Origin of the sequence: Ensifer sp. ENS03, assembly GCF_014852035.1 — a bacterium.
In the GTDB taxonomy this organism is placed as follows: Bacteria; Pseudomonadota; Alphaproteobacteria; order Rhizobiales; family Rhizobiaceae; genus Ensifer; species Ensifer adhaerens.
In genome coordinates, this window is record NZ_JACVAV010000012.1 from 78,620 (window position 1) to 101,060 (window position 22,441).

The 22,441-nt window shown below is 60.0% G+C and carries 24 protein-coding genes and 3 pseudogenes; 14 read left to right on the forward strand and 13 right to left on the reverse strand.

What is annotated here, in order from left to right:
* The first annotated feature begins 8 nt into the window (after positions 1-8).
* The 7 genes from trbK (at position 9) to IB263_RS29830 (ending at position 6,172) form a co-directional block, all read left to right on the forward strand.
* Positions 9-167 (forward strand): entry exclusion protein TrbK, encoded by a 159-nt coding sequence (gene trbK / locus IB263_RS29800; protein WP_318267773.1) that lies wholly within the window; start codon positions 9-11, stop codon positions 165-167.
* The gene (trbL, locus tag IB263_RS29805; protein WP_029742468.1) at positions 161-1,339 is read left to right on the forward strand and encodes a P-type conjugative transfer protein TrbL; all 1,179 of its coding nucleotides are present in this window, start codon (positions 161-163) and stop codon (positions 1,337-1,339) included. The genes trbK and trbL overlap by 7 nt, the downstream gene beginning before the upstream one ends.
* Positions 1,340-1,359: 20 nt before the next feature.
* A complete protein-coding gene (locus IB263_RS29810) occupies positions 1,360-2,022 on the forward strand; it encodes a conjugal transfer protein TrbF (RefSeq protein WP_029742467.1) in 663 nt (220 codons plus the stop codon).
* 16 nt (positions 2,023-2,038) lie between these two features.
* Complete coding sequence (trbG, locus tag IB263_RS29815; protein ID WP_029742466.1) at positions 2,039-2,851, forward strand: P-type conjugative transfer protein TrbG; 813 nt, start codon at positions 2,039-2,041, stop codon at positions 2,849-2,851.
* Between the two features lie 3 nt (positions 2,852-2,854).
* Positions 2,855-3,292, forward strand: a complete 438-nt coding sequence (gene trbH, locus IB263_RS29820) for a conjugal transfer protein TrbH (RefSeq protein ID WP_029742465.1) — start codon at positions 2,855-2,857, stop codon at positions 3,290-3,292.
* 12 nt (positions 3,293-3,304) lie between these two features.
* A complete protein-coding gene (gene trbI / locus IB263_RS29825) occupies positions 3,305-4,600 on the forward strand; it encodes an IncP-type conjugal transfer protein TrbI (RefSeq protein WP_192439384.1) in 1,296 nt (431 codons plus the stop codon).
* Positions 4,601-5,083: 483 nt separating this feature from the next.
* Positions 5,084-6,172: a GSU2403 family nucleotidyltransferase fold protein gene (locus tag IB263_RS29830; protein WP_192439385.1), complete on the forward strand. Its 1,089-nt coding sequence runs from the start codon at positions 5,084-5,086 to the stop codon at positions 6,170-6,172.
* Positions 6,173-6,195: 23 nt separating this feature from the next.
* On the opposite strand, the gene IB263_RS29835 is transcribed toward IB263_RS29830, so the two are convergent.
* The 4 genes from IB263_RS29835 to traA all read right to left on the reverse strand — a co-directional run bounded on the left by IB263_RS29835 (position 6,196) and on the right by traA (position 11,842).
* Positions 6,196-6,798, reverse strand: a complete 603-nt coding sequence (locus IB263_RS29835) for a TraH family protein (RefSeq protein ID WP_060520081.1) — start codon at positions 6,796-6,798, stop codon at positions 6,196-6,198.
* 13 nt (positions 6,799-6,811) lie between these two features.
* Positions 6,812-7,978 carry a conjugal transfer protein TraB gene (locus IB263_RS29840; protein ID WP_192439386.1) on the reverse strand — a complete coding sequence of 389 codons (1,167 nt, stop codon included), beginning with the start codon at positions 7,976-7,978 and terminating at the stop codon, positions 6,812-6,814.
* Positions 7,968-8,468: a conjugative transfer signal peptidase TraF gene (traF, locus tag IB263_RS29845; RefSeq protein ID WP_060520161.1), complete on the reverse strand. Its 501-nt coding sequence runs from the start codon at positions 8,466-8,468 to the stop codon at positions 7,968-7,970. The genes IB263_RS29840 and traF overlap by 11 nt, the downstream gene beginning before the upstream one ends.
* Before the next feature lie 62 nt (positions 8,469-8,530).
* Positions 8,531-11,842, reverse strand: coding sequence for a Ti-type conjugative transfer relaxase TraA (gene traA / locus IB263_RS29850; RefSeq protein WP_192439388.1), 3,312 nt, complete (start codon positions 11,840-11,842; stop codon positions 8,531-8,533).
* Between the two features lie 253 nt (positions 11,843-12,095).
* On the opposite strand from traA, the gene traC reads away from it, so the two are divergent.
* From traC to IB263_RS29875, 5 genes and pseudogenes are all read left to right on the forward strand, one after another.
* Positions 12,096-12,392, forward strand: a complete 297-nt coding sequence (traC, locus tag IB263_RS29855) for a conjugal transfer protein TraC (RefSeq protein ID WP_060520078.1) — start codon at positions 12,096-12,098, stop codon at positions 12,390-12,392.
* Between the two features lie 4 nt (positions 12,393-12,396).
* Positions 12,397-12,612 carry a type IV conjugative transfer system coupling protein TraD gene (gene traD / locus IB263_RS29860; protein WP_058328780.1) on the forward strand — a complete coding sequence of 72 codons (216 nt, stop codon included), beginning with the start codon at positions 12,397-12,399 and terminating at the stop codon, positions 12,610-12,612.
* Positions 12,599-14,515, forward strand: a complete 1,917-nt coding sequence (gene traG, locus IB263_RS29865; protein ID WP_029742455.1) for a Ti-type conjugative transfer system protein TraG — start codon at positions 12,599-12,601, stop codon at positions 14,513-14,515. Before traD ends, traG begins: the two co-directional genes overlap by 14 nt.
* Before the next feature lie 57 nt (positions 14,516-14,572).
* Entirely contained in the window at positions 14,573-14,965 is a 393-nt protein-coding gene (locus tag IB263_RS29870; RefSeq protein WP_246802024.1) for a thermonuclease family protein, read from the forward strand.
* A gap of 338 nt (positions 14,966-15,303) precedes the next feature.
* Positions 15,304-15,578: pseudogene (locus IB263_RS29875) on the forward strand (HU family DNA-binding protein).
* Positions 15,579-15,730: 152 nt separating this feature from the next.
* Here IB263_RS29875 and IB263_RS29880 read toward each other — a convergent pair.
* Entirely contained in the window at positions 15,731-15,901 is a 171-nt protein-coding gene (locus tag IB263_RS29880) for a hypothetical protein (RefSeq protein WP_192439389.1), read from the reverse strand.
* An 843-nt stretch (positions 15,902-16,744) separates the two neighbouring features.
* Positions 16,745-17,053: a DUF736 domain-containing protein gene (locus IB263_RS29885; protein ID WP_029742943.1), complete on the reverse strand. Its 309-nt coding sequence runs from the start codon at positions 17,051-17,053 to the stop codon at positions 16,745-16,747.
* Positions 17,054-17,580: 527 nt separating this feature from the next.
* Here IB263_RS29885 and IB263_RS29890 point away from each other — a divergent pair.
* Positions 17,581-17,763: a hypothetical protein gene (locus IB263_RS29890; RefSeq protein ID WP_192439390.1), complete on the forward strand. Its 183-nt coding sequence runs from the start codon at positions 17,581-17,583 to the stop codon at positions 17,761-17,763.
* A 3-nt stretch (positions 17,764-17,766) separates the two neighbouring features.
* Here IB263_RS29890 and IB263_RS29895 read toward each other — a convergent pair.
* The 6 genes and pseudogenes from IB263_RS29895 to IB263_RS29920 form a co-directional block, all read right to left on the reverse strand.
* A pseudogene (locus IB263_RS29895) lies at positions 17,767-17,874 on the reverse strand (antirestriction protein ArdC); the annotation flags it as partial.
* Positions 17,851-18,255: pseudogene (locus IB263_RS29900) on the reverse strand (hypothetical protein); the annotation flags it as partial. The pseudogenes IB263_RS29900 and IB263_RS29895, both read right to left, overlap by 24 nt.
* Before the next feature lie 253 nt (positions 18,256-18,508).
* Entirely contained in the window at positions 18,509-18,727 is a 219-nt protein-coding gene (locus IB263_RS29905) for a hypothetical protein (protein WP_156623722.1), read from the reverse strand.
* A 23-nt stretch (positions 18,728-18,750) separates the two neighbouring features.
* On the reverse strand, positions 18,751-19,227 hold the full coding sequence (locus IB263_RS29910; protein ID WP_371814276.1) for a hypothetical protein: 477 nt from the start codon (positions 19,225-19,227) through the stop codon (positions 18,751-18,753).
* Complete coding sequence (locus IB263_RS29915; protein ID WP_029742947.1) at positions 19,214-19,390, reverse strand: hypothetical protein; 177 nt, start codon at positions 19,388-19,390, stop codon at positions 19,214-19,216. The genes IB263_RS29910 and IB263_RS29915 overlap by 14 nt, the downstream gene beginning before the upstream one ends.
* A 290-nt stretch (positions 19,391-19,680) precedes the next feature.
* On the reverse strand, positions 19,681-19,992 hold the full coding sequence (locus tag IB263_RS29920) for a DUF736 domain-containing protein (protein ID WP_192439391.1): 312 nt from the start codon (positions 19,990-19,992) through the stop codon (positions 19,681-19,683).
* 452 nt (positions 19,993-20,444) lie between these two features.
* Between IB263_RS29920 and IB263_RS29925 the strand changes: the two genes are divergently transcribed.
* Positions 20,445-20,648, forward strand: a complete 204-nt coding sequence (locus IB263_RS29925) for a hypothetical protein (RefSeq protein ID WP_192439392.1) — start codon at positions 20,445-20,447, stop codon at positions 20,646-20,648.
* A 217-nt stretch (positions 20,649-20,865) separates the two neighbouring features.
* On the opposite strand, the gene IB263_RS29930 is transcribed toward IB263_RS29925, so the two are convergent.
* On the reverse strand, positions 20,866-21,717 hold the full coding sequence (locus tag IB263_RS29930; RefSeq protein ID WP_192439393.1) for a DUF932 domain-containing protein: 852 nt from the start codon (positions 21,715-21,717) through the stop codon (positions 20,866-20,868).
* Between the last annotated feature and the right edge of the window lie 724 nt (positions 21,718-22,441).

Consider the following 22,441-nt stretch of genomic DNA (forward strand, 5'->3'; position numbering starts at 1 on the left):
TCGCCGCTGTGGTCCTATCAGCCGTTACAGCCGTCGTCTTCAACACGTTCGCCTCTGGTCAGCGCGTCATGTCCGAGGAACAGAGAGAGGCGCGCGAGAGTTTTTTCGGCTCCAGCACAGAGTTGCCTCCGATCAAAAAGGGGCAGGAGATGAAACCGAGATGGTGACACGCTCATCGGACCGGACACTCATCCTAGGGTGCGTGATTGCCCTTGTGGCCGCGGCGCCTGTCTATGCCCAAGCGGGCCAGGTGCTGACGGAGCTTGAAAACCAGGTCGTCGTCGCCGCCAAAGGGTGGGAGACCACCATCATAGACGCGGCGCGATCCCTGTTCTGGATCCTCGCGGCTATCGAGATCGGGATATGCGCCGTTTGGCTGGCCCTTCAGGCGGCATCGCTCGACGGTTGGTTCGCCGAACTCGCGCGGCGGATTATGTTCGTCGGCTTTTTCGCCTTCGTTCTTGATCAGGGACCGACCTTCGCCAGAGCAGTGGTCGATAGTCTTTTTCAGATTGGGGCAGGCGGGGGATCGGCGTCGCCGGCCGAAGTCTTCGATGCAGGCATTCGCGTTGCCTCTCAGATGTCGCAGCAGGCCAAATTCGGCGTTTTCGAGGATAACGCACTGGCGGTCGCCGCGGTTCTCGCCATGGGGGTCGTGGTTATTTGCTTCTCGCTCGTTGCCGCGATCTTCGTCGCAGTGATGGTCGAGATGTATGTCGGTCTGCTCGCCGGCATGATCATGCTCGGTCTTGGTGGCTCGTCCTTCACCAAGGATTTCGCGGTACGCTACCTCGTTTATGCCTTCGGCGTCGGCATGAAACTAATGTCCCTCGTGATGATCGCAAATATCGGATCAAACGTGCTGCTCGGACTGGCGCGAGCGCCAACCGCAACGTCCGACCAATTCATCACGACACTTGCCATAGCCGGCATCTCCGTCGTCGTCTTCATCATCGCCATGTATGTGCCCAACATCTTACAAGGGCTGGTCCAGGGGGCCTCTGTGACTGGTGGAATGGAGACAATTCGTCATGGTGGCCAAGCTGCCTCTTTCGCCGCCGGTGCGGCGTCACTGGCAGCCGGTGCGGTCGGCGCCGGCACCGCAGCGGCCCAGTCCGCTCGCGCAGGCGGCTCAACGACCGCCGCCTCAGCGCTTCGCGGGATGGGAGCCGCTCTCGGCTCCGGTGGAAAGGCAATGGGGTCTGCCGCCAAAGAGAAAGCGATCGGATCGCCTGGTGCCTATGCCGGGTCACTGCTCGGACTTGCCAACGCGAAACTCGACAAGGCACGCGGGCGCGCCGGCCGGAGCAAGGCGATGCCTGAGCGAAACGATGAATAGTGTCACGAAGGAATTTATCTATGGCCGCAAACCACGCCTCCGAAAACCCGTACCTTGCTGCGCGTCAGGAATGGTCCGAGCGATACGGCTCCTATGTCAAGGCGGCCGCCGCGTGGCGCATCGTTGGCATTCTCGGGCTTGCCATGGCTGTTATCGGATTCAGCTACGCAATGTATTTGAGCACCCAGGTCAGGCTGGTGCCCTACATCGTCGAGGTCGACAAGCTAGGCACACCGATCGCCGCGGGTTTCCCGGAGCAGATAGAGTATGCCGATGCGCGCGTGGTGCGTGCGACGCTTGCAAATTTTGTGGCGAGCTTCCGGAGCATCTCCCCGGATGCAGTGGTCCAGAAGCAGTACATAGACCGCACTTACGCCCTCCTTCGCACATCGGATCCATCTACCCAAAAGATCAACTCATGGTTTCGCGGCAACTCGCCGTTTGAGAAGGCCAAGTCGTCGACCGTGGCCATCGAGGTCAACAACGTTGTCGCGCTTTCGAACCAGACCTACCAAATCGACTGGACGGAATACGAGCGCGACCGCAAGGGCAAGGAATCCGGCACGCGCCGGTTCCGCGGGATCGCAACTGTCACGCTGACGACGCCGCAGGACGAGGCGATCATCCGCATCAATCCCATTGGCCTCTACGTCCAGGACTTCGACTGGACCGCGCAGCTTTAAGGGCAGGGACATTCAAATGCACAAATCAGTATTGATGGCGGCGGCAGGCTGCATGGCCGGGCTCGCGTTTGTCGGCGGCACGTTCGCGCAAGATATGACGACGAGCGAGGCAAAGGGCACGAGTTTATCCGCCAAATGGCGTGGCGCGCCGGGGCTCGTTACAAAGGGGCCCGACGGCAAGGTCATCTTCCTCTTTGGGCAAATCCAGCCCTCGGTGGTTTGCTCGCCGCTCCAAGTCTGCGATATCGAACTGCAAGGCGGCGAGATCGTTCGCGACGTGCTTGTTGGCGATACGGTCCGATGGAAGGTCGAGCCGGCGACATCAGGTGCTGCCGGCGGGCAGGCAATCCATCTCATCGTCAAGCCATCCGAACCTGGCATCGTGACCTCAATGGTCGTCACGACGTCGCGGCGAACCTATCACATCCAGCTGAAGTCTCATCCGAACCAATATATGGCCAGGGTGGGGTTTGAGTATCCGGAGGATGTCGCGCACAAGCTCGCCGATATCAACTCACGACTGGAGGCCGGAAGCTTCGGGTCGGCGGCGCCCGAGGTGCTGACTTTTTCATATACGGTAAGCGGACGCGCGCCTTGGAAGCCGAAGCGCGTCTATTCCGATGGCCGCAAGACCTACATTCACTTTCCACGTTCCATCGCCGGGCAGGATGCACCGGTTCTCTTTGTCGTCAGCGGCGGCCAGAACCGCGTGGTCAATTACCGCATGAAGAACGACATGATGATCGTCGACTACACCATCGATCGGGCAATCCTTGTCTCTGGTGTTGGCTGGCGTCAGCAGAAAATCACGATCAGGCGAGGAGGTTGAACCGTGCCAAGATTTTTCGCCGCTCTCGTTGCGGCACCCCTTCTTGCAAGCTGCCAGACCGCCGATCCACAGCACTCGGTGATAGGAGCGCCGATCGCCATCACCGGGCCGGCTGCAAGCGCGATAGCAGGCGACATGGCGAGCAGGTTTGCCGAGCAAATCAGGTCCGCCGGCGCGGCCACCATCAAGTTGCAGGGAGAGCCGTCCGAATATGCGGCGGCGCTCGAGGCCGCCTTGAAGGGGTGGGGGCACACGATCGTTGCCGATGGAAAAGCTGCCAAGGATCAGAACCCGATCGAACTCGCCTATTCAGTCGATAGCATCGACGGCCAGGTTTTCGCGCGGCTGACCACGTCCTCGATCTCGCTTGGCCGCGCCTACACGCCCACTGCGACAGGCGCGACGCCGACGAGCCCGCTTTCGATCATGCAGCGCGGATGACAGGAGGTGACTTTGGTTCAATCGCTACAGCTCGGTGCATCCCCTAATGGCGACGATCAGCATGGGATGCGCCGCCTCAACCGGCTGCCAATCATCGTCACAGTCATGATCGTTGCGCTGTTCCTCGGCGTTGTCGTGATTGGACTTTCATGGCGCGGACTATCGTTCAATCGAGCCAATGAGCTTGAAAGCGCGGCAAACGGCAGCGCTACGAATTTCGGAGACCAGTTGAAGCGCGGTGTGCCGGACGGGATTATCGGGGAGCCTGAAGGCAAAGAAAGCGTCCAGCCGACGCCAGCCGTTGTCGAGAAAGAGCAGGCGAGGGAGCCGGACATCGAGCGGCAAGCAGAGGTCCGCGATAGCAAGCGGCAACGGGTGGAGTCCGAGGAAGACTGGAAAGCTCGACTGAAGCGCGAGCACGACGAACAATATATCCGGGAAGCCCAGCGCCAACGAATGGCCCGCCTGCAGGCGCGTGCTACCGCAATGGATTCACCTCTGACTGTTGACGTCTCCAACGCTCGGACGTCTACGGCTGATCGTGTCAGCGGCAGCCAGAGCTCAAGTCGCGCCCCCAATAGCGCTTCTGACCTCTATGCAGCCGCGATGAAGTCCAGTGCGATGGGCCAGAATGCCGATCCAAATGGACAAACATCGAAGGAAGACTTTTTCAATCAGGACATCAAGGATCTCGGGTACCTTCCCAACCAGGTCGTGCCGGCGCTTTCTCCCTATGAGCTGAAACGCGGCTCAGTCATTCCTGCGATCTTGCTTACGGGCTTGAACTCCGACCTACCTGGAAGGATCACAGCGCAGGTCAGCCAAAACGTCTATGACAGCGCAACCGGGCACCGCCTGTTGATCCCGCAAGGTGCAAGACTGTTCGGGCGCTACGATTCAAAGGTGTCGTTCGGCCAGCAGCGCGTGCTCGTTGTGTGGACCGATCTCATTCTTCCGAATGGCTCAACACTACAGATCGGCGGCATGGCCGGCACAGATGCCGAGGGCTATGGCGGCTTTAGAGACCGGGTCGACCGGCACCTCTTGCGAACATTCGGATCGGCGGCGCTTATTGCGCTCATCGGCACCGGGATCGATGCTTCAATGCCGGAAAGCTCGACCCTTGCGACACAGGATAGCGCCTCGGACGCAGCGCGCAGGAATTTCGCAGAAACCTTCGGACGCGTCGCCGAGCAGACGATCTCCAAGAATCTCAACGTGCAGCCGACAATCCGGATCAGGCCGGGCTACAGGTTCAACGTTCTCGTTGACCAGGACATTATCTTCCCATCCCATTACAAGGGCTAGCTGAGCACGGCCATTAGACGAACCTCGTCGGTTGTTGATCGATTTCCGCAGGTTGAGCGACGGCGCACGGTTAGCGGCTCGCTATTTCCGTGCATTGTTGCGCTTTTATTTGGCGCCTTCGACAAACACTAATATCAAGTATCTGAATCGCACTAATTTTGAGCTTTGGACTCAAACGCCACAGTGCGCCAACGGTCTTGGGTGTTTGGACGAAGGGTTATGCCTTTTTTGTGGAAAGGTATAACGTTGATTTTTTCGACAAACATCAGTCCTATCCTTGACCCTCGATTCCGATCCAGTTATACCTTTTTTGATAAACGGTATAACGTCGAGGAATGCGACACGGGCAGCTGAGTCCGGTGAAAAATAAGCCGAGATCCTCCCGAAGAGAGAGCCAGTGGCGGTCTATCCGCTCGGCGACAAGCGGCTTGCCTATCCTGCTACGCAATCGAGATGCAGAAATCCGAGGAAAAAAGCCCGCCAATGAAGCAAATCGACCTCATGTACCAGACCATGCTGGCCGAACTCGGCCAACGCTCGCTCGACGCCGCATGGACGGCCGACTTCCCCCCTGAGGGCAGGTTCACGCCGGTCACAGTGAAAGATCGCCGCTACTGGTACTTCGATATCCCTGACGGAACTGGGGGCAGGACACGCCGCTACGTTGGTCCTGCGGACGATCCGGACATCGCAAAGCGCGTCGAAACCCACAAGCGAGAGAAAGACGACCTTCGCGCCCGCAGGCGCATGGTGGCGTCGCTGACCCGCGAAGGAGGCATGATCGCTCCGGATTCAATGACGGGCGATATCGTCGAGGCGCTGTCAGCTGCAGGCCTATTTCGGCTGCGGGGCGTTCTCATCGGCACGGTAGCTTTTCAGACTTACGCCGGAATCCTCGGTGTTCGCCTGCCGATGGCCGCGCTCCTCACAGGCGATGCGGACATCGCACAGGACTACGCCATCTCTCGTGAGGTTGAAGACACCCTGCCGCCGATGCTCGAACTGCTGCAGTCAGTGGATCCCACCTTCATCCCAGTGCCCCATCGATCGGGCGCCGCGTCCTCGTCCGCTTTCCGAACCGCCAACGGCTACAGAGTCGAGTTTCTGACATCGAACCGCGGCTCAGACGATTACCTCGACCCGCCCGCTAAGATGCCAGCTCTGGGTGGAGCTCGTGCCGATCCGCTGCGTTTTCTCGATTTGCTGATCCGCGATCCGGTGCGGACAATGCTGCTTCACAAGTCCGGTGTCCCTGTGACTGTCCCAGCCCCCGAGCGGTATGCCGTCCATAAGCTCATCGTCGCCAGCCGCCGACACAACGACGTGCAGGGGGCTGCGAAGCGGGACAAGGATATCCGACAGGCCGAACTTCTGTTCGAGGCCCTGCAGCAGACGAGGAGGGCATCGGACCTAGCCCTCGTATACAACGAGGCGTGGGAACGCGGTCCACAATGGCAGGAAGCCATTCGCGCCGGAGCTGGCATGATGAGGGAAGAGGGATTGGACCGCCTTAGGGACTGTCTCACGCACGGCGCCCTCCAGATCGGCGAAGATATCACAATGCCATTCTGACGACACAGGGAACGGGATGAATGTCAATTTCCGCCGATGCGGGACAGGTCAATGCGAATTCCAGCGCGTCCAAGATCCTCATTCGTCCCGTTCGCGGGTATAGTCATTGCTGCTTCCTCATCATCGATAGAATGCACTTTGCTTTGCTTCGCCATTTCGATTGAACCTCCCGGGTCCTCCGCCTCGAACACGCTTACGCCTTCGAACTCTCCCGTCTTCCAGGCATAGACCGCATCCTCGAAAATCTGCGGAAAGACGTCATCGCTCCTCGGATTGCCGTACCATTTGGCAACGATCCGCAGGATCTTCGCAAACATCAGCGTGCCCATTCGCAGGTTCGCACATGGTTCGACGAGGTCGGATTTCAGTTCGTACGCCTCTTTCAAGACTACTCCTGCCGGAAACTGCGTTAGGCCCACGCGAACGACTGCGCGCCCTACATTCTGCCGTATGATCTCCATTGCGCTGTCCGCTGTTGTCGCCTTCGGCACAAGGATCAATCGCCCGCCCGAATTCACGGTAATGGTAAGCGGATCGGGCGAGCCGGCTGCCTCAACGAACTTCTCTACGATCGCCGGCCTGAGTGAGGGGTCGGCACATTCTTTGATCAACGCAATGTCCATCATGCGATCTCCCGGTTCAGGTATTGAAGGAAATGACGAGAGGTTTGTCGAAGAGCCGTGCCCAGGCCTGAGCGCTGGCGCGTTGAATGTCGACGATTGAGGTTCCAGCCGTCCACCACCCATTGCCGACGGCGACGATGGCGTCGGGATCACGGAGCATCGATTGCAGGACCGGCCAGGCGACAAGCAATTCGTAGCAAATCAGGGGAGCGATGCGGGTATTGCCAACGAAGGCGGCGGAATCGCCAAAGAAATGTGCTTTGGCGCCACCGTCTCCCCCTGTCCAGGCCCGCCACGGCTGCCACATGGAACCGGGAACCGGCATTCGCTCACGATAAGCGACTTCACCACCCTTTTCGGAAATCGACACCAAGACGTTGTCGTATCCATCGTCATTCAAGACCGCTGCGCCAGCGAGCACGATGAGACCGGTTCCATTCAGCTCATGGTTCCAGAGGCGTTCGACCGTCGGCGTCCAGAAACCGAGCGCGCTCTCGGGAAGAACGACAACCGAACCTTGGCCTTGGTTTGCTGCCCGGACCGTTGCTGCAAGAGCACGGTGGCGGTCAAGATTGCTCACGCGACCGAGGGAGGCGCCGAAATCAAGATCGACACCATGCCAACCCGAAAGTAAACTCTGCGTCGTCCACTCAGCGGCGGACCAGAGCCAGAAGCTCATCAAGGCTATGGCTGCAGCCGGCCGAAGCCAAGTCGTCATGACGGCGAGGCCGGCTGCCATCAGCGCCAGTCCCGACCAACCCCATCCCGGGAACACGACGCCTGCGGCGGTGATCGGGTGCGCCCAGCCAAGAATTCCAAATGGTGGGACCGCCATGAGGACGGATGCGCCGAGATAGAAAATCCCGCGCCGCCAACCACTTCTTCCGGTCCAACAGGACGTATGGACGACGACGAAGGCGCTCGAGGCGATCAACCACAGTATCAATCCGGGCCAGAGGTCGGACGCGTAAAACGTTGCGACGCCTTGCGGCAAGCCACGCGACGCCGACAGAAAGTAAGCGGTGGAAACCAGCGCGGCCTGCGCTCTGTTTTCCGCCGTGGACCAGAGTGCGGGAAATAATGCCGAGACCGGCAGCAGCAGCACTTCACCGCTCCAGCCAACCCATCCGACGGCCGCAGCACTGATGACCTGCAGGAGAGGTCGGAACCAATTATGGGGCATAAGTGATAACCTCCTCTGCCAAACCGAGGATGCCCGACGCCGGCACCGGGCCGAAGTAGCGAGAATCGAAGGAGCCCCGGAAACCAGAGTGCAGGAACACGGTGCCCGACGGCACGCTGCCGCCACTGAAAGCTGTCAATCGTCGGCCTCCCCCGTCCTTCGATGAAAGCGTGGAGCTCAACACGGGAATACCGTCGATGGTGACGTTGTGACCGATCTGAACGTATTGGCCTGGCAAGGCCACGATCGTCTTGATAAGCGGAGCGTAACCGCCTGGGCAAAGTCCCGCCCTCAGATAACCGCGCTGGCGCGCGATCTCCATCGACCTCGCCTGCGGAGGGCAGATGAAGACGAGATCGCCGCGGGCTGCCGGCCGCTCGAGCGGCCTGATACGCCAGACGCCCAACGGCTCGCTTGGTGTCAGGTTCACACGATAACCGAGGAGCCCGCCCAAGCCGACAATGATCGGAATTGCCAGGGTGACGACCAGAAAACTCCTCGACCGGACGCTTGCGCTTGATGGCCGACCCGAATGTCCAAATAGAGCAAGGATCATTTCAGTGAGAGCCCCTGGCTCTTCGTTTGACGAGATGTCTCTGACTGTTTCAAGGCAGTCATGGTGTGCTCATGCGCGGCGAGCTGCTGAGCGGTCCGCATGGCGTTCCAAGCAGATTGGACCTCGCCCTTCTGCGATGGGTTCATATCCGACGTCAGCCTCTGGAACGTCTCGCCGTTCGGCTCTTTCGCAGCCAGTGTGAGGAAGGTCCGTTCGCCAAACCGCTCGGACACCGCTCTGGCAAAACCATCGAGTTCCGCCTTCACTTGTCCCTCGGCAAGCGCAAACTCCAGACGCGCCGGAAGATCATTCCGATCGATCGCATCTCGAACCCGTTCGAGTGTCTGCTTGGCGGACGGCGAGAGGGCGGGAATGTCGATCGAGAACTTTGCGCGGATCGACCGTTCCTCCGTCTCGTGCTTGCGCTCGGCCACCGCGCGGTGGCGCAGGTAGCGTTCCAGATTGCGCGCGAGAGCGGGGGCATTCAGAGTCGCCTTTTCTCGATCTTGCTTGTGGGCGCTGCTCACGAACATGCCTGTCTTGCCCTTGAGCGCACCAAAACTTTCCGGTTCCGTGTTGATTTTCGCGATCGCGGACTTCGCGGCAGCTTCGTCCGCAAGGATGGCGTCGACATTGATCGCTTTGAATGCGGCTTCCGGCTCCGCGTAGACAACGTGGAAGCGAGATGAGACTTCCTCCCACTGCTTCTTCAGACCGGGATCGGCTGCAAGCCTATCCTCTACCGTCTGTTCAAGCGATTTTGGAAATACCTTAATTCCTGACACCATGGGCTTTGCCTCGTTGATGGCGCTCGCTGTTTCGGATGATTTCTTGATTGGGGACAGGCCCAAAGCTTTGCCGAGGGCAGACAGTTGAGCGCCGAGCTCAACGAGCCGCTGCTTCTGCCGGACAACCCAAACGAGCCGGTCTCGCGCTAAAGTGCGCGCGACATTGACGAGATGGAATCCCCGAGCTTCGGCAAAAAGGAGGGCCTGGCGGTAGAAGCTGCCGTTCACATAGTCGAGCGTGGTTTCCTTCGAATTCTTGCGAGACAGGATCGCGATCAGGCCGCCGGCCTTCGCAAAAGAACGACGGCCGTAATAGACGCCGAGATCCTCGCGATGGCGCGTCATCGCCACATAGGTCAGATGACGATCCAGCGAGAGGGAAGCGAGTACTTTCACCCGGTCGACCGTGGCACCCTGGCTCTTGTGAATGGTGGTCGCGTAGCCGTGATCGACATTGCTGTAGAAGCGCTGATCCACCGAGATCTGGCGGCGATGCTTGCCGTCGCCAATCTCCGCAACGATGCGACCGGGAGCCGCATTGGCGACTTTGGCCAGCATGCCATTCTTGACGCCCAGCGATCCCTCGTTCTTCAGGAAGACGATCTGGTCGCCCGCTGCGAAACTGCGATCGCCGTCTGCTGTCTTGAATGTCGCACCCGACTCAATGATGCCGCGCTGTATGAGCTTGGCCCGCGCCAATTCGTTCAACATCCGGACGTCGCGCCGTAGATGAGCGAGGATCAGGGAAGACTTCGCAGGATCGAAGTCGCGGTTCCAGTCGGCAATGAGAGCTGCGACTGCCTCCGACTTCAGTTCTGCGCCGATCATCCTGCCGTTGGCGCGATAGGCTTCGACCGCCTTGCCGACATTGCTACGCGCCAGATCGAGCGATGCATCGCGCATCCACTGCTCGCGCTGGCGGTAGATGATTTCGAGCTCGGCATAACCGATCCGATCCGCGATGGCCCGGAAGGCGGCGCCCGCTTCGATCGGCTGCAATTGCTCCGGATCGCCGACAAGAACGAGCTTGGCACCGGAACTGGTGACGGCTTCGACAAACAGCGCCATCTGCCGCGATGAGACCATGCCCGCCTCGTCGAGAACGAAAACGCAACGGTCGTCGAGTTGCTCGCGACCCTTGCCCCAGCACATTTCCCAGGACGCAAGCGTGCGCGAGGCAATGCCCGCTTCCTTCTCCAGACCTTCGGTCGCCTTACCGGCAAGTGCGCCGCCGACGACACGATAACCGGCGGCTTCCCACGCCTCCCGCGCCGCCTTCATCATAGTCGTCTTGCCCGCACCGGCGCGGCCGATGACAAGAGCGATGCGTGCCTTACCCACGACATGCTCGATCGCCGTTTTCTGTTCGTCTGATAACCGGTCATGACGTGCAAATGTCGCGTCGAGCACTGGCCGGCGAACTTCATGCGAGGACCGCTGCGACAGCCAGATCGCGCGATTGGCCATCCCGGCTTCCAGCCGGATCAGCTCGCGGGTGGTGTATTTCGCCGGGGCGCGCAAACCCGTCGCAAAGTCGATCCTCTCGAGATTCAGCCGCAGCGTCTCCGGGCTCTCCAGAATGCGCGCCATCAGGTTCTGGAAGTGGCCGGCGTCGTCGATATAGCGATGCAAGATCTTCGCGATGTCTTGGCTGTCGAAAACGCTCTTCTCACGGGTGAGCAGGTCGAGCACGATACCAGGATTTCTCTGGATCCGACGCGCATTCTCGGCGCGACGTTCCGCCTGGAGCTCCAACCGTTCGAGCGCTGCCACCTCTCCGCAACCAGTCGCTTTGCGCTCCATGGCCTTGGCACCGACGCCGAGATGGATTGCGGGCATGAGCGCAATACCCTGCTTCTCGAAGGAGCGGCCATCGACGCGCAAGTCGAGGCCGGCGAGCGCAAGATGCCTGTTCTGGCAGGCGAACCAGCCATCTCGAAACACAATGAAGTCGTTGAGGCTTCCGGCCCAAAGCTGGTAGACGATCTTGCCAGCATCATTACGAAGCGGTTTGCCGTCCGGACCTGTGACAGCAACCTTCTTCGAACCGAACCCATCTTCGGTCAGGGGCCGCAATGTCGTCATAAGATGGATATGCGGATTGCCGGGCGCGTCGTGGAAGACCCAGTCCGCCACCATGCCCTGACCCGTAATATGTCTTTCAACAAAATCCCGCACGAGCTCGATGTTCTGCGCGGCCGAAAGTTCGATCGGCAGGGCGATGGTCACGTCCTTGGCAAGCTGGGCGTCCGAGCGTTTCTCGAAATCCTCGACCTTGTTCCAGAAGGCTTCCGAGGTGCCGGACACCGAATGATAGGCAATCATCGATTGCAGCCATTCGGGCGCATCAGCGGGGATGACGAACTCCTCATGCAGAAGTCCCTGCTTGCGGGTGTAGTCGATCGTACGGGCCTCACGCTTGTAGTCCATCTTCGCGCAGTGCCGGTAGGCCGCCGACAGCACCGCACTTCGGCCGGAGCCGCGTGCGACGATACTGACGGAAAAATGCGGAGCGGCCATCGCTACGAAAGTTCCTGTGATCGAGCGAATTCAATACATTCGTCGTGAGCGGCGGCCCCGCTGGGCCAAAAAGCAAAGCGTCGCGTCAGCGACGTATAATTGCGCCCTTCGGATCCGCTCCTTCGGAACGGCGGGGATCATGATCAAAGGCGTTGGCTGCGCCAACTCGCACTTCTGTTAGTGGATCGGCACGCCGATCTGAAGGAACCTGATGCTGTTCAATCCAAACAACATCAGACAGGGACAACCGTAAATGAAGAAGCCCTCCTCCAGGATCCGCGAAGAAATCGCCAAGCTTCAGGAACAGCTGAAGCACGCCGAGACGCGTGAAGCCGAACGGATCGGTCGCATCGCACTCAAGGCCGGACTCGGTGAAATCGAGATCGAGGAGGCGGATCTTCAGAAGGCCTTCGAGGATATGGCCAAACACTTTCGCGGAGGCAAAGTCGGATCGAACGGAAAGGGGCGGGCAGGGGTTGGCGTCGCGGCCACGACGGAAAGTGCGACGGTCTCGGCTGGCGCGACTTCGGGGAGCGGTCACGAGGCTTGAGCGCATGCGCCGCACTACGACTTCAAAGGCGCGCAAAAAGGACACGCGCGACAAGATCGAACTTGGCGACCTGATCGTCAAAGCAGGTCTGCGATACGAGAAGCGCGCGCTTATCCTGGGCGCGCTCATCGAACTCGCTCGCCGCCTCAAATACGATGAAGGCGAGCGAACCAGGCTGATCGCTATCGGTGCGGAGGCCTTCAGCAATGACGGCGACTAGGACCCTGTTGGTCGTCGCACCGGTCGCACTCATGGTGACCGCCATCTTTGTCACGACCGGAATGGAGACTTGGCTTCAAGGCTTCGGAAACACGGAAGCGGCAAAGGTCGCTCTTGGTCGCGTTGGAATTTCTGCGCCGTATATTGCAGCGTCGGCGGTGGGTGTCGTCTTCCTATTCGCGTCTGCTGGTTCGGCAAGTGTCCGCTTTTCCGGCTGGGGTGTCGTTGCCGGGAGCGGTGCAACAATCCTGATCGCCGCGTTGCGTGAAGCGGTACGTCTTGCCGCGTTTGCGGGGAAGATGCCGGCAGGCAAGAACCTGGCGGCCTCTCTTGACCCCGCAACAGTGCTCGGCGCTGCGATCGCGCTGATGGCGGCGTCTTTCGCTTTGAGGGTCGTGTTGATCGGCAACGCCGCTTTTGCGCGTCCAGAACCGAAGCGTGTCAACGGAAGACGGGCACTTCATGGAGAAGCGGACTGGATGAAGCTCGCATCGGCCGCAAGGCTTTTTCCCGAATCCGGAGGAATCGTTGTCGGAGAGCTTTACCGGGTCGATAAGGATAGCACTGCAGCACAGTCGTTTCGCGCGGATAGTCCCGACACCTGGGGTGCCGGTGGCAAATCGCCGCTCCTTTGCTTCGACGGGTCATTCGGCTCCTCACACGGGATCGTATTCGCCGGATCCGGCGGCTTCAAGACGACGTCAGTGACGATCCCGACGGCACTCAAATGGGGTGGCTCGGTAGTCATCCTTGATCCGTCGAAAGAAGTAGCGCCAATGGTCTCGAAGCATAGGCGAGACGCCGACCGGGACGTCTTCGTCCTCGATCCAATGGCCCCGGAGACGGGATTCAACGCGTTGGATTGGGTCGGTCGGTTTGGTGGAACGAAGGAAGAGGATATTGCGTCGGTCGCTTCGTGGATCATGAGCGAAAGCGGTGGTGTACGTGGCGTGCGCGATGACTTCTTTCGCGCGTCAGCGCTACAGTTGTTGACGGCTCTGATCGCCGATGTGTGCCTGTCGGGACGCACTGACAAAGCGGACCAAACTTTGCGTCAGGTACGCAAGAACCTCTCCGAACCGGAGCCGAAGCTTCGCGAGCGGTTGCAAACAATCTATGACAATTCGGATTCCGACTTCGTGAAGGAGAACGTTGCGGCCTTCGTGAACATGACGCCGGAGACTTTTTCGGGCGTCTATGCAAACGCGGTTAGGGAAACGCATTGGCTGTCCTACTCAAACTACGCCGCACTTGTATCCGGCTCGACGTTCTCAACCGGAGAGATTGCCACCGGACACGCGGACGTTTTCATCAACGTGGATCTGAAAACATTGGAAGGCCACTCCGGTCTTGCCCGTGTCATCATCGGCGCGTTGCTCAACGCGATCTACAATCGCAATGGGGAGATGAACGGTCGCACCTTGTTCCTTCTCGACGAGGTGTCCCGGCTCGGTTACATGCGCGTTCTTGAAACGGCAAGGGACGCCGGTCGCAAGTACGGTATCACGCTCACGATGATCTATCAGTCGATTGGTCAGATGCGAGAAGCTTATGGCGGGCGCGACGCGGCAAGCAAGTGGTTCGAAAGTGTAAGCTGGATCAGTTTCGCTGCCATCAACGATCCTGAAACCGCCGACTACATTTCCCGGCGATGCGGAATGACGACTGTCGAGATCGATCAGGTGAGCCGCAGTTTCCAGTCACGGGGATCCTCGCGGACACGTTCGAAGCAACTCGCGGCAAGACCATTGATCCAGCCGCACGAAGTGCTGCAAATGCGAGCCGACGAGCAGATCGTATTTACTGCTGGCAATCCGCCGCTTCGCTGCGGCCGAGCGATTTGGTTTCGCCGTGCAGACATGAAAAGTTGCGTAGCGGAAAACAGATTCGAAAAAATGAAATAGGAAGCAAGCATGAATTTTCTCAAAGGCTCGTTGGCCATCGCGGGCACGCTGCTCTGTATGGCTGGGCCGGCAGTCTCGCATGCCGCGGCGCGTGAGAGCCTTTCGGCACAGTTTTCGATCTGCTCCAACGCCCCGCGCGTCAATTGCGTCGTAGATGGGGACACCTTCTGGTTTCGCGGTCAAAAAATCCGCATCGCCGACATCGACACACCGGAGCTCAGTCCGCCGCGTTGCGTGCGCGAAGCAGAGCTCGGTGAAGCCGCAAAGTACCGTCTGCTCGTGCTCCTAAATGCCGGGGAATTTTCGCTCACCAGCGGCTTGCGCGATGCAGATCGCAACGGCCGGAAGCTGCGGACAGTGCTGCGCAACGGATCATCGCTCGGCGAAATCATGATATCCGAGGGCCTGGCGCGCAGCTGGGAGGGACAGCGTCGGAGCTGGTGCAACTGACGCAGCAAAAGGCGATGAGACCTGTCGCGGCTTTCGCCCCGCCACTCTTGAGGCAATGAGCGTATCAGGCAGAGGACGCATCCTGCGTCCGGCGCCAATTCGCGCGCCGCTTGACCGGTTAAAAGGGTCGCCGCAGGAGGGTTAGCATAGCGCCGCCGCCAGGCGGAACCCGGGACCGACTATCCCCGGCAAGCGGCTCCATTTGAAGCCACCTTTACGAAACATCACCCTCGTGAATCGATTGGCTGCGATCGATTCATATAAGTCGTTGGAGGTGCAACTGCCCGATCGGCGATGCTCGAGCCATGGGGCGTATAGGCCCGCGCGGGCAACAGCGGGTGACGACAACGAATGAAATCGCCGACAAGATCGCAACCAACCATGGCCTCACCAAAGTGCAAAGCAAGGCGATCGTCGAAGCAGTCTTCTCTGCGATCACGACTGCCGCGGAATCGCCGAGACTTCCATTCCGGGCTTCGGCAAGTTCAAGGTGAAGGATACGCCTGAACGCGAGGCACGCAATCCGGCCACGGGAGCGACGATCAAGGTCGCGGCAGCCAAAAAGCTCACTTTCGCGCCCGCCAAGGCGTTGAAAGATGCCTTGAACCAATGAGCTTTGTTCGCGTGCGCGATCGGGCGCGAAAACTCTCTTTGCATGCGCAGGCCGCCATGGCGGCCTTCGCATGCAAAGAGACCGAGTCCGGCGGACTCGATTCCATCTTCGATCCATAGCCGCTGGCAAGACACTGAATGGGAAATGCCGGCTTAGAAGGGCGGCTCAGGTACAGCTCTGTCTTCCTGCTGCGCCGTGATGATTGCCAATTCGGCTTGCGCCAGTTCCAGCTCAATTTTGATCTCGCGCCGTTCACTGTCGCTGATGGTCCCGGTCAGTTCAGCCCGCAGTTCTTCGATCTGGATTTCGAGAGAATGGGTCATCTTCGTTTCCCTGACGTTTGTGAAAGATGACCGACAGTCCCGAGAAGGGGATGGCGGAGTCAGGGATCGCACAAGCGACCGGCAGAGCCGGCGAGTGGGGGAGCCGATTTCCGGGGCAGCAATCAGGCTGCGGGAGGAAATTGGGGGCACCGCTCGTCCTTGAGGCCTGCATGCCCGCTTGGTACAATCGGATATTCTGAGCAGCTTTTCCGCAAGCCGTATGGCACCAGGAAAGCCGGACCGGGCTCGATGCCGGGTCCGGCTTCGTCTTCTCGACACAAGAAGAGGCCTCACCGGCGCGCGAAGCCACCCGCGCCTGTTGCTCCTACACCGACCGCGGCAAACCGAGCTCGAGCCAAAGTTCCGGCCAGGTTCGCCAAATTGATGTCGCGCGGAGTGAACATCGTCGGCGAATTCCTTCAAATTCATGGCGATACGGGCTATGTCGTCATTGAAGCTTAGGGGATTTTTCCTGATACGCGGACGACATCCTTTACGCGCTTCGCCAAATTCCTGGAAGCACGGAAATTCGGTTGGGTGGAAGAGATAGCTGGGTGGCCATGGCTATTCGTTCGATCCGGGATACAACAAATCGATGTCGATTGTAGGTCATCGAGACGCATTAAGACGTGTTTGAGACATCTGACAAACTGCGCAAGAGCAAATCCCAACATCGGGTAGGTACGGCGGTTGGCGCGCCTTTGCAGATATTCGGACTGCACAAAACCGGCCCGAGAAATTTGCAACTGATGCAATCCCGCTTCCGGTACCAAGACCGCCAAGACGGAGCCATGTTTTCCTGCATTGCTGGGGGCCCCGCCGGCGGCGAGGCCCCTGGAAACCTCAGTCCCTGCTCGGGCGGGACCAGATGAGCTGGAGTCCGTCTTCGCCTTCCACTTCAGCGAGCGTTGCGTAGATCGGGGCAGGGAAGCTCGGATCGTCAAGCTTGACCGACAGGTAGTCGCGGCCCTGCTCGGAGGTCTTCTGCCAGGCGGCGCCGAGTTCAACGCTGCCGGCGTAGACGCGGAACTGCGGGCCCTTGTCGGAAGGGTTCTCGACCCGGGCGATGCGCGCCTTGACGTTGAGCGCGAGGGTGCGAATGGAGCCGGTGAAGCCGTTTTCGGTGGAGGTGAAGGTGCCGATGGTTGCCATTGTCGTATTCCTTTTCTTGTGTATCGGGCCGCGCCCATCGCGGCCTCGATGGCTGTCGCAAAGACCGGTGACGATCGGACCGCACCCAGCCGGGGTCCCCATCGCGCCCGCGCGTTGGGGTGGCGATTAGGCCGCAATAAAATGGAGGGCGGCAAGTCGCAGATTTGTTAGTGGGAAAGGAGGACCGAGCTGGGGTCCTCGCTCGACTTGTCGAGTGGGGTAGGTTGGCTCCGGGGTAAGAAATCTGAGGCTGCCGTTGCGGCAAGACGATCGAGGCGAAGCCGGTCTCCGGTCAGACATGCCTCATCGAGCCCGCAGATGGGTTGCCGGAAACTCTGACGTGAAGAGATATGGCAAAGGCGTGTCGCAGCGCTCGCCGGTGCACAAACGGCACCCGTCGCCTTGACCCACCATGGCCTTTGTCAACCCGCATCAATCGGGGCATCCGCTTCCGCCTCAATGTGCCCGTTTGCCCGACATACCCGGTGGGATATCGTTGCTCTCGCTTGTCGCAGCCTGGAGGATCAATGCGTCAGCAGACCAAGCCGTTCATCGTCGAACGCAAACCGTCCCGCAAACCCAAACCCGATGCCGAGAGACCATCGATCTGGGGAAGGCTGGACGCTGACATCATCGCACAAGGTCTCAAGGAGCCGTTGGATACGGATCAGGCGGCCGCCACCGGTGGTGACGGCTGCGCTCAAGCATGAACATCATGCCGCTGCCTTCACTTCCGCCTCTGGCTGCAACGAATGCAGGAAGCTGACGGCGCGCTGCGCGTGAGCCGCCGCCTGGAAAATCGCCTGTTTGTCGTTGGCCACTGCGCCCTCCGCTGCCATTCTGAGCGCGTGGGACTGGACCTCCATGTCGGCCGCGAACTCGCTTGCGTTGGGCGGCGCTGTCATAGCCAACCGGGCCATCGAGGGCATCGTTGGACGCCTTGGCGGTGGCGTCGCGCGGCTCGGTCACGGCGCGGGAGTAGAACTGTCCAGCGCCGTGCGCCGATCCGACAAAGGTCCCGACGATGCGCTGCAGATGGATCTGGATGGCCTTTTAGCCCAGGCCTTCGGAGAGGCACTTGGAAGTGTGGATGATCAACCGTTCATGAAGGCTGCGGATGCCATCGCTGTCGACGACTGCTGTCCGAAGCTTTCGGCGATCTTCAATGCCTGGGTGGCGTGGGGGCAGGAAAGGCGGACCATTGCGAGGGTGGTGCCGCGGCGAGGTTGCGATGACCTGGTGTTGGCAATCCGGTTCGGGCCCGATATCAGTTCCAGACCGAGAGAAGACGACATGGCCAAGCCCGGCATGCCGACCGAAACCGGGCAAGTGTAGCACTGGCGCCGTCATCTCAGGTTCGCCTATTCCCGCCTGTACCCCACAGCCGCATGATCGCGATACTCAAGCTCGCCGATAACCTGCTTGCCTGTTTGCAACGGCGTCGAGTTCCCGCCATCATTCGAAGGTCAGGCAGATGCGAGAGACGGGGATTGGATCGGCGCCTTTCCGGCTCCGGACCTTCACCGTCGTCGCCTGTCTTTCGGCAGGCGCCGCAATCTGCCGGGTCAGGGCAATCGAGATGCCGCTGCGCGTCATCGTCGCAAGCGGCCGACGGACAGCGACAGCACTCACGAGACAGGTAAAGGCGCTGGATGCCGTGACTATATCCAGCACCAGATCACCAATGCGGGCAACGGCTAAAACATCCGCGCTGCTGGAAAACTCCACCCCCGTGGGTGATGCGATGTTCGATTGAATGGCGGAGGGTCATGCTGCAGCCCTCTTATCGATGTCATGATCATTCTTCTCGTCGGCTGGTAGAACTGCATCCAGTGGATCGCCATCGACCGCGTCGTCGTGATCCTCTTCGGCGGGATCGTGCCCATCGCCAACGCCACATTCTGAGGTCCCGCGCCAATGATATCGGTCGCAGCGCCGGCGCGGACCCAGCCCAGCAGCTCGTCGGCTGGCGGCGCGAAGCGGCCCAACGCATGGACGAAGTGCTCGTTTGCGAACTGCTCGACGAGCGCCGCACGGGTTTCACGTACCTTCGGCCGGGGCTGGACGGACGCCTCCGCGCAAGAGCCTTCCAGCGCCTGGCGCGACAGGCATAACAAGAACTCCTCCGAACCCATGTTCGGCAGAAATTCGTCGGGAGGCTCAATGAGCCGCAAAGGGATAGAGCTCGTGGATGACCTCAAGGTCATCGCCAGCGTCGATCTCGTCAGAGGGAAGGACGCCGTATTCGCCGTCGACTTCGAAGACGGTGACCGGGACCATCAGGTCGCGGGAAAGCTGGAACGCGTGGGCCTGTGCAAGAGAAAGGTCGTGCGACATATGGAAGGCTCCATCTCAGGAGCGGGCCAATTCCCGATCGACGGCGTCCTGGCTCAGGGCCGGATCTCTTCGTCTGCCGGTCATTTCGTGCTGCGCTTCAGATCGGAAATCTGGATCATAGCGGTCGAATTTCGACCGCGAAATTGCAGGATTCATCAATGGACCAACGACGCCAGGAAGCAGCGCGCATTCCTGATTTCGGCCCGCGTTGCCCAATGTACGGTTCAATGGTCATTGTCGGCTCCCGGCGTTGGAAGAGGGGCCCCGCCCGGAGACGGGGCCTGTGGCGCTTAGTCCCGGTTAGAGCGCGACCAGATCAGCTGGTAGCCATCTTCACCTTCGACCCCCGCAAGTGTCGCGTAGATCGGAGCAGGAAAGCTGGGATCATCGAGCTTGACCGAGAGGTAGTCTTTACCGGTCTGCTCGGAGCTCTTCTGCCAGGCCGCCCCGAACTCGACGTTGCCGGCATAGATGCGGAAGTGGGGGCCCTTGTTTGAGGGAGATTCGATCCGGGCGATGCGAGCCTTGACGTTGAGGGCCAGGGTGCGGATCGAGCCGTTGAAGCCATTTTCAGTGGAGGTGAAAGTGCCGATGGTTGCCATGTCGAAGTTCCTTTCTGTGGTTTCGGGCCGCGCCCTTCGCGGCCTCGATGGCTGTCGAAAGGACCGGGGACGATCGGACCGCACCCATTGCGGCCGCAATGAAATGGAGGACGGCAAGGCACACTTTTGTTGGGTTGGCGGGGAATGGCGGCCTGGGCCGCCAGGGGCAAGAAAAGTGCGCCTGCCGTTGCGGGCGGACGATCGAGGCATCAGCCGTTTTCCGGTCAGACACGCCCCATCGAGCCCGCGCAGGGAGCGGCCCGAGGCGCGGAAGAAACATCTCCATGGCAACAAGCGGGCCAGCACCGATCAGAACGTTCGGCGGTCGTCCACAACCTGCGAATGGCGCCGGAACCGACTTTGGCCGTTGCTGTCTCCATCCTCGATCAAGGCACAGCTGCCAATCCCGTCGCGCGAATTCGCTTGATCGCGACCCGACCAGTGGAGGAGATATGCGCCAACAGACAAGACCGTTCATCGTTGAAATCAAGCGGTCCAGAAAGCCGCAGAACAACGCGCAAAAGGCTTCGATCTGGGAAAAAATGGACCTGCGCGTGCCCGACGAACCAATTGCAGCCACCTCGGCAGAACAGGGCCCGTCCGCGGCGACCGATGTCGTCGCTCAACGTCAGAGCGAGCGCCCTTCAGTTGCCTGATGGATGCCCTGGCGCTGTCCCAATCCAAAATTGCTGAACATCCAACGCTCGACCGACCAGGCAAACTGTCCAGGTCGACGCGAGCGTCCTTCGCGCTGGCGTCTTCCGGGTGGGCAGGGGAGTTTGAGGGGCGGGGCTTTGGGGCGCCCCTCAAGGCACGCGATCGCCTCGCGTCCAGATGGATACCGGACGCGAGGAAATCGATCGGCCGAGAAGGTCAGCGGCGGAGCAATGCGGCCATTCTCTCACCAATGAGCCAAAGAGCCTTGTTGAGCTTGATGTCCTGATCGATGCCGTTAATCGGTCGAGACGTCGATCGGCGCGCTCTGCCGAATTCATCACGCTTCACACCACGCAATCCGCCTTTAATGCTGTTCTCCTGAACGACATTCCACACGGTCCAAAGGTCTTCTGCCCGGTCCTCGACGCGGCGTGGCAGCAGCAATTGCTCCGGTTTGATCGGGTTCGTTACCGACCCTTCCGCGTCGCCAAAACGAACGAGATGTGCAGCCTCGGCCAGGACTTCCCTTGCCTCACGGCCCACTCTTAAGCCCGACCAGTCCTGCGGCGCCGCCAGAGTGCGCTCCGCCTCCCCAAGGACGCGATAGGTGCCCTCGATCACCTTGCCTTGAACATCGCCGGAGTGTCGGACTTTGATCGCATCGATCGTTCCCGTTTGCGCAACGAGCGAGTTGAGGCAGCACACGCGGAAAAGCCCTGCGAGCAATTCGTATGCACTCGTTCCGTCATTTGCATTCTTGAGCAGGATTTCGCAGACGGTATCGCCGACGTGATAGATATTGCCATCATCGAGACGGCGAAGCCGGATGAGGTGCTTTGTAAAATTCGCCTTTCCTTCGGTGCGGCTAACCGATTGGCGCGCTCCGACCGGCATGAACCCCTCCTTTGCGAGAGCGCGCAAAATCTCGATTGTCGGGATCGGCTTGAAGCGCTCGGAGCGGCTTTCGTGCGCTGAGGTGGCAAATATCGAAGGTGCAAAGCCACGCATCTCGTCCTCGGTGAGAGCTCGACCGGTGTCAAATCGGGCAGTTTTGGCGTAGATGCTCATTGTCATTTCTCCCTTTCCCTTGGACCGCGAAGCAGGGCCGTGTCCTGCTTCCCGGGGCCGCGCGAGCGGTGGGGACGGAGGGGAAAACAGTCTTTGCGGGGAACCGCCTGCACGAAAGCGCAAGCGAAGGAAGGTGGGCGAAAGACTGTTTAGGGGAGAGAAGGGGCAAAGACCCTCGGCCCCCTCGACCGATCGGGGTCGATCGGTCAACCAACAATGAAGCGTATCGGAGCTTTCAGCATAGCGCCGCTTCAGCGGGACAGCGGGAATTCGCGTCACGCGAAGGGCGGGAAAAGGGCCGCCGCAGGAGCTTTAACACATTGGCCCGAAGGGGAAGCGGGACCGACTGCCCCCGACCGTAGCGTTCCACCTATCAGGCACGTGAAGCCCTCGCGTTGGCAGCGCACTCTCGAGCATTCACGCGTGCGGGCAAAATGCTTCCTTTGACGCGCGTTGCTGAAACTCGGGGACAATAGCTGCGTCCGACCAAGCACGGACGAACGTCGGAGAAGGCTAGGACTGGAAACCGTTCGAGGGTGAAAACGCTCCCGAGATTTCGTTGCATTTAGTCCAGGGGGTGAGGTTCGGCGGGGAAGATCGTCTCTCCCGATCCGGCAATCACATGCACAGACACAGGCATAGGCTGTAGGCAGCTTACGTTGATAATTCCTGTCGCATTGCCGACACTGATTCGGGTGACAGGAGGACAACGCAACGGTGATTG

Coding starts and splice junctions, on each gene's coding strand:
- IB263_RS29810 (WP_029742467.1), top strand. CDS start 1,360: ATGGCCGCAAACCACGCCTCCGAAAACCCGTACCTTGCTGCGCGTCAG.
- IB263_RS29830 (WP_192439385.1), top strand. CDS start 5,084: ATGAAGCAAATCGACCTCATGTACCAGACCATGCTGGCCGAACTCGGC.
- traA (WP_192439388.1), bottom strand. CDS start 11,842: ATGGCCGCTCCGCATTTTTCCGTCAGTATCGTCGCACGCGGCTCCGGC.
- IB263_RS29920 (WP_192439391.1), bottom strand. CDS start 19,992: ATGGCAACCATCGGCACTTTCACCTCCACTGAAAATGGCTTCAACGGC.
- IB263_RS29880 (WP_192439389.1), bottom strand. CDS start 15,901: ATGACCCATTCTCTCGAAATCCAGATCGAAGAACTGCGGGCTGAACTG.
- IB263_RS29925 (WP_192439392.1), top strand. CDS start 20,445: ATGCGCCAACAGACAAGACCGTTCATCGTTGAAATCAAGCGGTCCAGA.
- IB263_RS29885 (WP_029742943.1), bottom strand. CDS start 17,053: ATGGCAACCATCGGCACCTTCACCTCCACCGAAAACGGCTTCACCGGC.
- traC (WP_060520078.1), top strand. CDS start 12,096: ATGAAGAAGCCCTCCTCCAGGATCCGCGAAGAAATCGCCAAGCTTCAG.
- IB263_RS29915 (WP_029742947.1), bottom strand. CDS start 19,390: ATGTCGCACGACCTTTCTCTTGCACAGGCCCACGCGTTCCAGCTTTCC.
- IB263_RS29840 (WP_192439386.1), bottom strand. CDS start 7,978: ATGCCCCATAATTGGTTCCGACCTCTCCTGCAGGTCATCAGTGCTGCG.
- traD (WP_058328780.1), top strand. CDS start 12,397: ATGCGCCGCACTACGACTTCAAAGGCGCGCAAAAAGGACACGCGCGAC.
- IB263_RS29890 (WP_192439390.1), top strand. CDS start 17,581: ATGCGTCAGCAGACCAAGCCGTTCATCGTCGAACGCAAACCGTCCCGC.
- trbG (WP_029742466.1), top strand. CDS start 2,039: ATGCACAAATCAGTATTGATGGCGGCGGCAGGCTGCATGGCCGGGCTC.
- trbL (WP_029742468.1), top strand. CDS start 161: ATGGTGACACGCTCATCGGACCGGACACTCATCCTAGGGTGCGTGATT.
- IB263_RS29870 (WP_246802024.1), top strand. CDS start 14,573: ATGGCTGGGCCGGCAGTCTCGCATGCCGCGGCGCGTGAGAGCCTTTCG.
- traG (WP_029742455.1), top strand. CDS start 12,599: ATGACGGCGACTAGGACCCTGTTGGTCGTCGCACCGGTCGCACTCATG.
- IB263_RS29835 (WP_060520081.1), bottom strand. CDS start 6,798: ATGATGGACATTGCGTTGATCAAAGAATGTGCCGACCCCTCACTCAGG.
- IB263_RS29930 (WP_192439393.1), bottom strand. CDS start 21,717: ATGAGCATCTACGCCAAAACTGCCCGATTTGACACCGGTCGAGCTCTC.